The 13,390-nt window shown below is 40.1% G+C and carries 12 protein-coding genes; 10 read left to right on the top strand and 2 right to left on the bottom strand.

Annotated elements, in window-relative coordinates:
* Positions 1-3 precede the first annotated feature (3 nt).
* From NHH15_RS02505 to NHH15_RS02485, 5 genes are read left to right on the top strand one after another with little or no spacing between them, the layout of a single operon-like run.
* Positions 4-2,112 (top strand): glycogen debranching protein, encoded by a 2,109-nt coding sequence (locus NHH15_RS02505; protein WP_262065062.1) that lies wholly within the window; start codon positions 4-6, stop codon positions 2,110-2,112.
* On the top strand, positions 2,105-3,298 hold the full coding sequence (locus tag NHH15_RS02500; RefSeq protein WP_262065061.1) for an iron-containing alcohol dehydrogenase: 1,194 nt from the start codon (positions 2,105-2,107) through the stop codon (positions 3,296-3,298). Before NHH15_RS02505 ends, NHH15_RS02500 begins: the two co-directional genes overlap by 8 nt.
* Positions 3,243-4,652, top strand: coding sequence for an MATE family efflux transporter (locus tag NHH15_RS02495; RefSeq protein WP_330639125.1), 1,410 nt, complete (start codon positions 3,243-3,245; stop codon positions 4,650-4,652). The genes NHH15_RS02500 and NHH15_RS02495 overlap by 56 nt, the downstream gene beginning before the upstream one ends.
* Positions 4,649-5,602, top strand: coding sequence for an ornithine cyclodeaminase family protein (locus NHH15_RS02490; protein WP_262065060.1), 954 nt, complete (start codon positions 4,649-4,651; stop codon positions 5,600-5,602). Before NHH15_RS02495 ends, NHH15_RS02490 begins: the two co-directional genes overlap by 4 nt.
* 4 nt (positions 5,603-5,606) lie before the next feature.
* Positions 5,607-5,984 carry a Rid family detoxifying hydrolase gene (locus NHH15_RS02485; protein ID WP_262065059.1) on the top strand — a complete coding sequence of 126 codons (378 nt, stop codon included), beginning with the start codon at positions 5,607-5,609 and terminating at the stop codon, positions 5,982-5,984.
* A gap of 63 nt (positions 5,985-6,047) precedes the next feature.
* On the opposite strand, the gene NHH15_RS02480 is transcribed toward NHH15_RS02485, so the two are convergent.
* Together NHH15_RS02480 and NHH15_RS02475 are read right to left on the bottom strand one after the other, a co-directional pair.
* Entirely contained in the window at positions 6,048-6,353 is a 306-nt protein-coding gene (locus tag NHH15_RS02480) for a type II toxin-antitoxin system RelE/ParE family toxin (RefSeq protein WP_262065058.1), read from the bottom strand.
* A complete protein-coding gene (locus NHH15_RS02475) occupies positions 6,343-6,603 on the bottom strand; it encodes a type II toxin-antitoxin system Phd/YefM family antitoxin (RefSeq protein WP_262065057.1) in 261 nt (86 codons plus the stop codon). Before NHH15_RS02475 ends, NHH15_RS02480 begins: the two co-directional genes overlap by 11 nt.
* Before the next feature lie 124 nt (positions 6,604-6,727).
* Here NHH15_RS02475 and NHH15_RS02470 point away from each other — a divergent pair, with 124 nt between their 5' ends.
* From NHH15_RS02470 to NHH15_RS02450, 5 genes are read left to right on the top strand one after another with little or no spacing between them, the layout of a single operon-like run.
* Positions 6,728-8,065 (top strand): putative DNA modification/repair radical SAM protein, encoded by a 1,338-nt coding sequence (locus tag NHH15_RS02470; RefSeq protein ID WP_262065056.1) that lies wholly within the window; start codon positions 6,728-6,730, stop codon positions 8,063-8,065.
* Positions 8,040-8,807, top strand: coding sequence for a TIGR03915 family putative DNA repair protein (locus NHH15_RS02465; RefSeq protein ID WP_262065055.1), 768 nt, complete (start codon positions 8,040-8,042; stop codon positions 8,805-8,807). Before NHH15_RS02470 ends, NHH15_RS02465 begins: the two co-directional genes overlap by 26 nt.
* 4 nt (positions 8,808-8,811) lie before the next feature.
* Positions 8,812-11,178, top strand: coding sequence for an ATP-dependent DNA helicase (locus NHH15_RS02460; RefSeq protein ID WP_262065054.1), 2,367 nt, complete (start codon positions 8,812-8,814; stop codon positions 11,176-11,178).
* A 40-nt stretch (positions 11,179-11,218) separates the two neighbouring features.
* Entirely contained in the window at positions 11,219-11,914 is a 696-nt protein-coding gene (locus NHH15_RS02455) for an MBL fold metallo-hydrolase (protein WP_262065053.1), read from the top strand.
* Between the two features lie 15 nt (positions 11,915-11,929).
* Positions 11,930-13,378 carry a sugar transferase gene (locus tag NHH15_RS02450; RefSeq protein ID WP_262065052.1) on the top strand — a complete coding sequence of 483 codons (1,449 nt, stop codon included), beginning with the start codon at positions 11,930-11,932 and terminating at the stop codon, positions 13,376-13,378.
* The last annotated feature ends 12 nt before the right edge of the window (positions 13,379-13,390 follow it).

The raw sequence follows: 13,390 nt of genomic DNA, 5'->3' as shown, positions 1-13,390 counted from the left end.
AAAATGTCAATTGAGGGATTTGAGTTTGGGTATCACCTAGAACCAGTGGAAACGATTAATGGTTATGACGTCAGACCGGGATTTTATGAACATTTGGGAGCGATGGCCATTCCATCTGGTGGAGTCTGCTTTACAATTGCATCAAAAGGCGGAACCTCCTGTGAGCTTTTACTTTTTCACAAGGGAGAGAACAAACCCTTTGTCATTATACCAATTCCAAAAAGCTACCGTGTAGGAACGGTGTATTCAATTATTGTTTTTGGTATTAGTGTTAAAAACCTGGAATATGCCTATCGGTTTGATGGCCCATGGGAACCACAAAAAGGTCTTTTATTCAATAAGGATAATGTTCTTTTGGATCCCTATGCAAAAGCAGTGGCAGGTCAAAGAGAATGGGGAGTGCATCTCAATACAAAAGGGTATAAAGCAAGAGTGGTTAAAAATGATTTTGACTGGGGTCCCTGGCATGAACTAGACACACCGATAGAAGACTTGGTGATTTATGAGCTTCACGTACGTGGCTTTACGATTCAAGATGAAAGTGTAGAAGCAAAGGGAACCTTTGCAGGACTGAAGGAAAAAATTCCATACTTAAAAGAACTGGGAGTCAATGCAGTGGAGTTGATGCCTGTGTTTGAATTTGATGAATTAAGCGGGAGAAGATTTCACAATGGAAAAGAGCTTGTAAATTACTGGGGATACGGTTCCACTGCTTTTTTTGCACCCAATACAAGCTATGCCAATGCAATCGAGTATAATTTTGAAGGAAGAGAATTTAAGGAGCTGATTCGGGAGCTTCATAATCATGATATAGAAGTTATCTTAGACGTGGTATTTAATCATACGGCAGAAGGAAATGAAGAAGGACCCTTTATTTCTTTTAAGGGCTTGGATAACAACATATACTATATGCTGAATCCGGATGGCAACTATTATAATTTTAGCGGCACAGGAAATACCATGAACTGCAATCACCCAGTGGTGCGGAGAATGATCGTGGATTGCCTGCGCTATTGGGTAACAACTTATCGTATTGATGGGTTTCGCTTTGACCTTGCTTCCATTTTAGGAAGAGATGAATCGGGAGAGCCCTTGAAAAATCCACCTTTGATAGAGTCCTTGGCTTTTGATTCCATCTTGAGCAACACAAAGTTGATTGCGGAGGCATGGGATGCAGGTGGGCTTTATCAGGTGGGAAGCTTTCCTACATTTAATCGTTGGTCTGAATGGAATGGGCAGTACAGAGACACTCTTCGGGAGTATTTAAAGGGAGGGCTGGAAAGTGCAGCCCAGGCGGCAAAGAGAATTGCCGGGTCGGAAGATATTTATTTGACGGAAGAGAGGGGACTGAAAACCTCAATTAATTTTCTAACGTGTCACGATGGATTTACTCTTTATGATTTGTATTCCTATAATGAGAAACACAATGAAGCAAACGGATGGGATAACACAGATGGAGCAAATGATAACCGGAGCTGGAATTGTGGAGTGGAAGGGGAAACAACGAATGAAGAGGTACGTGCACTTCGAAAAAGAATGATTAAGAATGGGGCAGGTGTTCTTTTCTGCAGCAGAGGCACTCCTATGTTTTTGGCGGGAGATGAGTTTTGTAACACACAATATGGAAACAATAATCCTTACTGTCAGGATAATGAAATTTCATGGATTTCATGGAAGGATTTGGAAAAAAATAAGGATATTTTCCAGTATTTCCAATTTATGATTGCCTTTCGAAAAGAGCATCCAGTTCTCCGGGGAAGAACAAAAATGTCTTCACAGGGACTGCCAGAAATCAGCTTTCACAGTTTGCAACCCTATGTAAGGGATATGAACTTTTCCAATGGAGTAGTTGGTGTACAGTTTGCTGGATACGACGAAGACAAAGCAGAGGAGGACATTGTGTTGATTTATGTGAATCCCCATTGGGAAAGTCAAAATATTTCCCTTCCCTCCTTGCCGGCACAGAAAAGATATTATATAGTGGTTAATACAGGTCTGGAAGACAGTGTGTATCATGAACCAATAAGAATGGAGAGTGAGGAGTGTCTGATTGGAAGCAGATCGATTATCATATTTGTAGGAAAAAAAGAAGGAGGTAAAAACAATGGATAGTTTTCGATATTACAGCCCTACGGAAATTGTGTTTGGAAGACAGGCACAAGAGAAGACGGGTGAATTGATAAAAAAATACAATGGAAGTAAGGTTTTAATTGTCTACGGAAGTGGTTCGGTGGTAAGAAGCGGGCTTTTAGACGAGGTGAAGAAAATTCTGGAGAAAGATGGAATTTTGTACGTAGAGCATGGAGGAGCCAAACCAAATCCAAGGCTGGATTTTGCAAGAGAAGGTGTAAAGAAGGCCATTGAAGCAGGAGTAGACTTTGTCTTGGCAATTGGCGGTGGTAGTGCAATTGATACAGGTAAAGCAGTGGCAGTGGGTGCAGCGAATCCCAAAACCGATATTTGGAGTTTTTGGATGGATGAGGAGGTGCCAAAGAAGGCATTGCCAGTCGGTGTGATTTTAACCCTTGCGGCAGCAGGAAGTGAAAGCAGTCCATCAGCAGTTTTAACCAATACAGAAATAGACCGTAAGAAGGGGCTGACATCAGATTTAAATCGGCCACGGTTTGGAATTTTGAACCCGGAGCTTACATTTACCCTTCCGAAATATCCCTTGGCGTGTGGAATTACAGATATCTATATGCATACAATTGAGCGCTATTTCACGAAAGCCAGTGGAAATGAGATGACGGATGAGATTGCAGAAGGTCTTATGAGAAATGTCATAAGAAATGGAAAGAAGGCTTATCGTAATCCAAAGGATTATCAGTCCATGAGCGAGATTATGTGGAGCGGAAGTCTCTCTCATAATGATTTAACCGGATTGGGAAATGGAAAGGATTTTGCAGTCCATGGAATTGGCCATGTATTGAGTGCTTTGTATGATGAAGCCCATGGTGGGACACTGTCGGCTCTTTGGTCAAGCTGGGCGCGAGAAGTCTATCAGGAAGATATAGACAGATTTGTCCAGTATGGAAAGAGAGTATTCAATATTGAAAATGAGAATAAGGAGGAAGCAGCACTCGAAGCAATTGAAACAACGGAGCAGTTTTTCAAGTCTTTGGATATGCCCATTCGTTTAACACAATTATCCAAAGGGAAGTTGGAGGATGAGGAGTTACGGAAAATGGCAGATATATCCACATTTGGAGATACGAAAACCCTCGGTGTTTTTTGCAGGATAGATGCGCAAAAAGCATATGAAATATACAAAAGAGCAAACGAAGAGCCTGGGGTTTAATCCAAGGTCCTTTTACGGACAGGTATTTGCCTTGATTATCCCTATGACACTTCAAAATCTGATTAATGTAGGGATTACGGCAGCAGACGTAATCATGTTAGGGAAGGTAGGAGAGAAGGTATTATCCGGCGCTTCTTTAGCGAATCAAGTCCAGTTTATTATGACGCTGATTCTAATGGGGATCACTTCGGGAGCAACGGTATTGACTGCACAGTATTGGGGAAAAAAGGATGTTCAGACCATAGAAAAAATACTGGGAATGGCATTATTATTTGGGGTAGGCGCAGGAGTGCTTTTTGCAATTTTAGCATTATCCATACCCCAAGTATTGATGGGGATTTTCAGTAATGATCCTGAGGTGATAGCAGAGGGAGTGAAATACCTGCGCATCATAGGAATTTCTTACGTCCTAACCTCGATTACACAGGTCTACCTATATATTATGAGAAGCATTGAAAGGGTACTGATTGCTACCTTCGTTTACTTAGCTTCTTTGATTACCAATGTATGTATAAACTCTTTATTGATCTTTGGCCTTTGGGGATTCCCGAAGCTGGGCATACAAGGTGCAGCAATCGGAACACTGGCTGCGAAAATAGTGGAAATGACAATCGTTTTTTTCTACGCAAAGCTCAAAAACAAGGAAGTGAAAATTCGTTTCAGACACATGGTGAAGTTAGATGGCTGGTTGGTAAAGGATTTTATCATCTATGCTCTACCTGTGGTAATCAATGAATTGCTTTGGGGGATGGGGACATCTGCCAATGCGGCGATTATCGGGCATATGGGAAGTGCAGCTACGGCTGCGAACTCAGTGGCACAGGTGGCGCGACAGCTGGCGATGGTCGTGGTCTTTGGGGTGGCTAATGCAACAGCTATTTTGTTGGGAAAGACCATTGGAGAAAAGAAAATGGAGCTTGCCAAGGTTTACGCGAAGCACTTTGTTTGGATTAGTGTGATATTGGGAGTCTTTGGAGGTTTGCTTATTTTAGTGCTGGGTCCAGTTGCAACAGCGAACCTTGCATTAGGAGATTTGGCGAAGGAGTATGTGAAGGTAATGTTTATCGTCATGAGTTACTTTGCTTTTTGCCAGGCAATTAATTCGACCTTGGTAGTAGGAGTGTTTCGAGCCGGTGGAGATACGAAGATGGGGCTCATTTTAGATTTGGTGACAATGTGGGGATTTTCCATTATAGCAGGTGCCCTGGCGGCATTTGTGTTTAAGCTTAGCGTACCGGTGGTGTATGTGCTATTATTAAGTGATGAGGTATTGAAATTACCATTTACGCTGAAACGATATAAAAGCTATAAGTGGCTTAAGGATGTAACGAGAGAAGAAAGGAGTCAGCTATGATTGTATTGGGGAAAGAAGAGATCAAAAAGAGAATTAATTTAAATGAGATGATGGATGAGATTGAGCATGCATACACTGTTTTTGGAGAAGGAAATTATTTTATGCCTCCAAGACAAAGTGTAGAGGATAGCAATAAAACCATGATGTACATGCCTTGTTATACGAAGGAAGTGATTGGGACAAAGATATTATCCATTTTTCCGGAGAATGCAAAAATAAATCTTCCTCTCATTGATGGGGTTGTTCTGCTAAATGATGTAGAAACCGGACAGCCAATTGCAGTGTTAGATGGCCAGACCATAACCGCCTATCGGACAGGAGCAGTAGGAGGTGTTGGTATTCGCCATTTTGCGAAGAAAGATGCGAAATCAGTTGGAATTATCGGTGCAGGCACACAAGGCTATTATCAAGCACTCTTTGCCGCCTGTGCCAGAGAATTAGAAAGGGTGAATCTGTTTAACCGCCGGGGAAAGGATATGGAAGAATATAAGAAGAACTTGAAGGAAGAAATTCTGGAAAAGACAGGAAGAGAAGTTGAAATTTGTGAATACAAAGAGGTAGAAGAGCTGGTAAAAAAGAGTGATATCTTATGTACTACAACTACCGCGACTGCTCCAGTGCTTCCAAATGATGCAGAGCAGTTAAGAGGAAAATGTATCATTAGTATTGGTTCTTATACCCCAGAGATGCGGGAAATACCGGACGTGGTCTGCTCTTTGGTTGATAAGGTGTATATTGAGCTGCCCTATGCAATGGAGGAGACAGGAGATCTGGCCCAGCCTTTGGCTGAAGGAATCTTAAAGGAAGAAAATGTTGTTTTAATGAGCGACTATTTAAAAGGAGAAAGAAGGGCGATAGAGAAAGGGGAAACTACCTACTTTAAATCGGTAGGGATGGCTCTTTTCGATATCTGCGTCTCTCATAAAATATTAAATACAAAGGAGAATTAAAATTATGAAAGCAGTACAAACAGACAAAGCACCAAAAGCGTTAGGACCTTACTCACAAGGATACATCCACAACGGATTATTCTATAGTGCAGGACAGATACCAATTAATCCGGCTACCGATGCAATAGAAGCAGAAAGCATTTCAGAACAAACGGAACAAGTTTGCAAGAATCTTGCGGCGGTATTGGAAGCGGCTGGAACAGGCTTCGACAAGGTATTAAAAACGACTTGCTTTCTTTCAGATATGGGAGATTTCGCAGCGTTTAATGAAGTATATGGAAAGTATTTTACATCGAAACCGGCAAGAAGCTGTGTGGCTGTAAAAACCTTGCCAAAGAATGTACTGGTTGAAGTGGAAGTATTGGCAGTTGTAGAAGAATAAGTATGAATAGAGTGAAAATCCTGTTTCAAGCATTGTGAGTTTGCTTGGAACAGGATTTTTGCTTTATAAGTGCACGTCTGTGTTACAGGCATTATAAAGAAGCCGTCTGACTTCCATAATTTCATCGATTACAACATAATAGACAGTATAATTACGGACGTATATCCGATAATATAAAGAGTCACGTGCTTTAGAAGATACAAAAGGTTCAAAGGATAAAGGATTTACCAAACGACGAAGAATAGAACGCTCAACGTCATCTATTAAACGTTGAGCGGCATAGGGATTATTTAGTTCTTCAGAAATATAGAGTACTGCATTGAGTAAATCCTCTTCAAACAGAGAAAGATATTGCAGTTTATAATTCATCTAATTTCCTCCGAACTTTTTGGAAAATTTCGTTATGTCCCAGCCTTTGACTAGTGGATTCGGCTACCATATCAGCTTCATCCAATTGGGTTTCGACATATTCTGTGAGTTTTCCGTATTGCTCTATGCTTAATACAACCATGGAACCGTGTCCATTTTTCGTTAAATAAACTGGTCCCCCTTCTTTTACAAGATTTTCGATTTCAGGGAATTTATTTCTCAAGTCTGATACTGGTCGAATATGAATCATCATGTCACCTCCACATTTAATATCGTAATTTTATCATAATTTTATCATAAAAGCAAGAAAATCCTTTTCTTTACAAAAGAACAAATGTTCGATATAATAAAAGAAACAAATGTTGAGGGAGGGAATGAGTGTGAGAATCCAAGAAGAAAAATCCTTATATGATAAATTAAATATCCTGTCCGATGCAGCAAAATATGATGTTGCCTGTACCTCCAGTGGAGTAGACCGGAAAAATGATGGAACTGGAATCGGGAATTGCCAGGCGGCAGGGATTTGTCATTCTTTTTCCGCAGATGGCAGATGTATTTCCCTTTTGAAAATTCTTTTTACGAATGAATGTGTCTATGACTGCAAGTATTGTTACAACAGACGGAGTAATGATATAGAGCGTACAGCATTTACACCGGATGAGGTGTGTAGTTTGACGATGGAATTTTATCGGAGAAATTACATTGAGGGGCTTTTCCTAAGCTCAGGGGTGATGAGAAGTCCGGACTATACGATGGAATTAATTTATGCCACCCTGCATAAGTTACGAACGGTACATAACTTCCAAGGCTATATTCATGTAAAAGCAATCCCAGGGGCAAGCCAGGAGTGGGTAACGAAGCTGGGATTTTTAGCGGATCGTATGAGTGTAAACCTAGAACTGCCTACGGCAGAGGGGCTGCGAGCCCTTGCTCCCCATAAGAGCCGGGAAAGCATTTTAAAGCCAATGCGTTTGGTGCAAAACCAAAGGAGCCAGAATGGATATGAGTTGGTTACTTATAAAAATACCCCGAAATTCGTTCCGGCAGGGCAAAGCACTCAGATGATTATCGGTGCTACGCCAGAAAGTGATTACCAGATTGTAAAGGTTGCAGAGAGTTTGTACCAGAAGTTTGAATTGAAAAGAGTATTTTATTCTGCATTCATCCATGTAAATGAGGATAAAGCCTTACCGGCAAAAACAGGAGAAGGACCGCCTCTTTTAAGAGAACATAGACTTTATCAGGCAGATTGGCTTCTTCGCTATTACCGTTTTCGGGCAGATGAAATCTTAAATGAAAAAAGTCCAAACTTCAATGTCCTATTTGACCCGAAGTGTAATTGGGCACTAAAAAATCTGGAGTATTTCCCGGTAGAGATTAACGCAGCGAAATATGAGGTACTCCTTCGGGTTCCTGGAATCGGGTATACCAGCGCCACCAGAATTGTGAAAGCAAGAAGACTAGGAACCCTTGATTTTAATGACTTGAAAAAGATGGGCGTGGTTTTGAAACGGGCTTTGTACTTTATCACATGCAGTGGACGGATGATGTACAAGACAAAGCTGGAGGAAGACTATATTGCCAGAAATATGCTGGATCATAAGGAGCGTTTACCGGCAGGAGTAGATGGGATGACTTATCAGCAAATGTCCTTGTTTGATGATGTGAGATTTGGAGGTGGAAGTTTTGAAAACCGTATATCAATGCAGTAATACCGTAACGGGAATATTTTCTGCTATCTATGATGGATGGAAGGAAAGACGAGACGAAGAGTGGGGAATTAAAATCAAAGAAGACGGAGAGCTGGAACTTTTTTCTACTTATGTGGAGGTTGAGGAGAACAACCGAAAAGTGCTGGCAGTTGAATCGATGATTAAGAGACATTTAGGCTATGCTGCCTATTGGGATATTTATCATGCTGCTCTTTCTTTTGATTACAGTAAAGGCAATGCAATAGCAGAGACCATTTTAGAGGCCAGGAAATTAAAGGATAGTAAAAAGATTATGGAGCATTTGTCAAACCCAAGTGTATTAAAGGTATTTGCCCTCAGCCGGAATGTAGGAGGTGAAGCTCACAATCTTACTGGATTTGTAAGGTTTAAAGAGCTGCAGAGCCAGATTTTGTATGGAGAAATCACTCCTAAAAATCAGGTGCTTACTTGTCTTGCACCTCATTTTGCAGACCGATTGCCAGTGGAAAACTGGATGATTTATGACAAAAGCCATCATATGCTTGTGGTGCATGAGGCGAAGAAACAATGGGTTTTGGTTTCGGATGAAGAATTAAAGATTGAGAAAACCTTACAATTTTCAGAAAAGGAAGAAGAATTTTCTCGTATGTGGCAGGGCTTTTGTAAATCTATATCGATTGCTTCACGGGAAAACAGAAGATGCCAAATGAATCATTTGCCTCTCAGATATAGAGGAAATATGACGGAATTTGTGTTATCATAGAGAAATGGAAAAAAATCATGTAAGGATATCGGTAAGAAACTTTGTGGAATTCCTGTTGCAAGAAGGAGATATTGACAATCGCAGCGGTGGGATGGACTTAGATGCAATGCAGCAGGGAGCAAGACTTCATAGAAAAATTCAGCAAAGAATGGGAAGCAATTACACTTCAGAGGTATCCCTAAAGAAAACTTATGACTTAGAGGGTATTTTTCTTCAGCTAGAAGGAAGAGCCGATGGAATAATAAAAGACGAGGAGGGTGTCTGCATCGATGAAATTAAAGGGGTTTTAGCAGACATTCATCAAATGGAAAAGCCTGTGAAAGTTCATCTTGCACAGGCTATGTGCTATGCCTGTATTTATGCAGAAGATAACCAATTAAAAGAAATTGCTGTTCAGATGACTTATGCAAATCTGGAAACGGAAGAAGTGAAAAGATTTCGCGAGCTTTTTACTTCTGAATATCTAAGAGAATGGTTAGATGAGCTTTTGGCAGAATACCGGAAATGGGCGAGTTTTTCCATAGAATGGGGAAAGATACGTACCGATAGTATCAAGCAGGTGGAATTTCCCTATGAATACAGGGAAGGGCAAAAAGAGCTGGTGCTTTCAGTGTATCGCTCTATATTGCGGAAGAAGCAGCTCTTTATCCAAGCCCCTACAGGAGTAGGAAAAACCCTTGCAACTCTTTTTCCTTCTGTGAAGGCAGTAGGAGAAGGGCTGGGAGAAAAAATCTTTTATCTTACGGCGAAAACAATCACCAGAGTAGTTGCTCATCAAGGATATGAAAAGCTAAGGGAAAAGGGTCTCTTATTTAAAACCATTATTCTGACTGCAAAGGATAAGATTTGTTTTATGGATGAGACCAACTGTAATCCGGAATACTGTCCTTATGCAAAGGGGCATTATGATCGCATTAACGATGCAGTATTTGATGGGATTACCCAAAGGGACGTGTTTGACCGGGAAACCATAGAAGAGCATGCAAAGAAGTGGAGAGTGTGTCCTTTTGAGCTGGGGCTGGATATTTCTCTTTGGATGGATGGTATTATCTGTGATTATAATTACGCATTTGACCCGAATGCCCATTTAAAACGATTCTTTGCAGATAGTGTCAAGGGCGACTATCTTTTCCTCATTGATGAGGCTCACAACCTGGTGGAGCGGGGAAGGGATATGTACAGTGCCACGATTTACAAGCAGGACTTTTTACAGGCAAAGAAGGTTCTGGGAAATGAGAATGAAAGATTAAAAAAAGCATTAGCTGCTGTGAATAAAAAAATGCTGGAAATGAAAAAGGAATGTGATGACTTTAGGGTGCTGGAAAGTGTTCCAGATCTCTATTTTAGTTTGTCTAAACTTATGTTTGAGATGGAACGCTACTTTGATGAGAATAAAAGTAAAAAGGTAGAAGAGGATGTATTGGGGTTATTCTTTAAGGTAAGGAGTTTTTTATCTGTATATGAAAACTTAGATGAGAACTATCAAATCTATGAAGAAAATGGATCGTCGGGAGAATTCAAGGTATGTCTCTTTTGCGTAAATCCCGGTGCAAACCTAAGTAAATATCTGGATAAGGGAGTCTCTAGTATATTTTTTTCGGCCACCTTGTTACCGGTAAAATATTATAAGGGCCTCTTAAGCACAAGAGAGGACGATTATGCGGTGTATGCAAGCTCGCCTTTTCGAGGGGAAAACCGAAAGATTCTAATTGGTGGAGATGTGTCTACAAAATATACGATGCGGGGACCGGATACGTATAAAAAATATGCCCAATACATACTTGATACGGTACAAACCCAAAAGGGGAATTACTTAGTCTTTTTTCCTTCCTACCAGTTTTTAGAAGATGTTTATATGGAATTTTTGGAAGTGAGTAAGGGTGAAAAAATCGAATATGCTACCCAAGGTCCTTATATGTCGGAAGAAGCGAGAGAAATATTTCTGGAAAATTTTACAGAAGAGCGAGAGGAAAGCTTTGTGGGATTTACGGTGATGGGAGGAATTTTTTCAGAAGGCATTGACCTGACCAAGGATAAATTAATTGGCGCTATTATAATAGGAACAGGTCTTCCCCAAATCGGAAGAGAGCGGGAGCTGTTAAAGGAATATTTTGACAAAAAAGGAGAAAATGGTTTTAACTACGCTTATCTGTATCCTGGAATGAATAAGGTTTTGCAATCGGCAGGGCGCGTCATACGTACGGAAAAGGACAGGGGAATAATCTTACTTTTAGATGAACGCTTTAAACGAAATGAATACAGAGCAATCTTTCCAAGGGAATGGGAAAAGATAGAGCTGTGCACAATTTCAAACATTAAAAGAGAAATATGCGAATTTTGGTTTGAAATTGAAAATAATTACACTTTGTAGTATGATAGGCAGAGGATTTATTCTAACTGGAGAAAAGAAAATGCAAATATACGATCGAAATGGATATCAAATATATCGAATTAGTACAATTCGCTGCAAGTGTTATCTGATTTGTCATGAAGGTAAAAGTGTCCTGATTGATACAGCGACACCAATCGAACGAAGAAAAATCACGTCTGCAATAAAAACTTATGCCAAAGGCAGGCTGGATGGGATTTTTCTGACGCATAATCATGGAGACCATGCAGGGAATGCGCAAGCACTTTCAAAAAAGTACGGCTGCAGAGTCTATGTGTCTCATCTGGGAAGCCTGAATTTATTGATTGGAAGACCGGGAATTCCCAAGGGATTAAGTCCTACAGGAAGATTTTTTGAAAGAATGGCAACCTCTCTGTCAAAGATTTATGATGTTTCTTTGTATGAGCCTTGCCAAAATGTTCATATTATATCAGTGGATGTGGTGAAAGAAATCATTGGAGAAGAGGTTGTAGTAATCGATACTCCAGGGCATTCCCGAGACAGCTTAAGCTTTGTGGTTTGTGATGATGTGGCCTTGGTAGGAGATATTATGGGAAAGGGCATTGTTTCTATGTTTCCAATCTTTGGAGAAGATGAAGAAATTATTATTCGTTCATGGCTTCAGCTGTTAGATACCAAGTGCCAATACTTTGCACCATCACATACACGGATTATTACGAGAGAGATGCTGGAAAAGCAGCTGGAAAAAGAAAGATAAGGTCAGGTAACATATATGTATAAAAAAACGAAAAGTAAATGGCTGAAACATTTAGATTTTATGTTGATTGATCTCATTTGTTTACAGATATCTTTTGTCATATCCTATTTGTTTTACTTTGGCTGGTCCAATCCTTATTGGAATGAAATATATCAGGATTTTGCGGTTGGGGTTATGCTTACTTGTATAATCGTAACCTTTTTATTTGAGCCTCATAAGAACATATTAAAGCGCAGCGTATATACAGAAATCAGTGCCATTATCAAGCAGGTAATGCTGATGGTAATGCTTTTTACCTTGTATCTTTTCGTGCTAAAAAGAGGAATCTGGTACTCTCGTATTGTAGTATCCTTAACCTTTGTACTTTTTTCCATATCCATATTTATAGTACGTATGATTCGAAAGGTTTATCTGCTCAAACGAATTGCAAGGAAAGAAGGAAATAGCTTCCTTTTTATTGTTACTTCAACAGACCTGGCTACAGAGACGGTTTACAATGTACGGGACAACAATTATGGGAAATACCGGATAGACGGAGTTGCTATTATTGATGGCGATTATGTAGGCGGACACATTGACCACGTTCCGATTGTAGCAGATGGAAGCAATTTGTTGGATTATATTTTGTCCAGATCCATTGATGAAGTCCTGGTCTGCTTGCCGGATGAAATACTGTATCGTGGGCAGATGCAGGAAATTGTGAATCAAATTACAGAAATGGGTGTGATTGTCCACTTGAAGATAGCAGAGCTTCAAAATCTGATTGGAAAGAAGCAAAGCATTGGAAAAGTAGGGAATTATACCGTGCTGACAACAAGCGTTAATATCATTCGTACGCACCATTTGATTGCAAAGCGTGTAATTGATATAATAGGAGGGGTTGTGGGATGCCTTATCACAGGAATTTTATTTATATTTCTGGCACCTCTTATTTATCGAAAGTCACCGGGACCGATTTTCTTTTCCCAATTGAGAATAGGAAAAAATGGAAGAAAGTTCAAAATGTATAAGTTTCGCAGCATGTACTTAGATGCGGAGGAGCGAAAGAAAGAGCTCCTGAAAAGTAATAAGTACAAAAATGACTTGATGTTTAAAATGGACTACGATCCAAGGATTATAGACAGTGAGAAGGGCAAGGATAAGGGTCTTGGTTATTTTATCCGCAATCATTCATTAGATGAGTTTCCTCAGTTTTACAATGTATTAAAGGGAGACATGTCACTGGTGGGAACGAGACCGCCAACAGTGGATGAATGGGAGAAATACGAATACAGCCACAGAGGACGGCTTGCAATCAAGCCGGGAGTTACAGGACTTTGGCAGGCAACTTACCGGAATCAGGACATACAGGATTTCGACAAAGTCGTTGAATTAGATAAAAAATATATTAATGAGTGGTCCTTTGGTTTAGATGTAAAAATTTTACTGATGACAATAAAGGTGCTGTTTAAAAATGAAAGTTAAAACACCAAGATA

Source organism: Aequitasia blattaphilus (assembly GCF_024721305.1).
Taxonomy (GTDB): domain Bacteria; phylum Bacillota; class Clostridia; order Lachnospirales; family Lachnospiraceae; genus Aequitasia; species Aequitasia blattaphila.
This window is presented reverse-complemented; position numbering and strand designations above follow the sequence as displayed.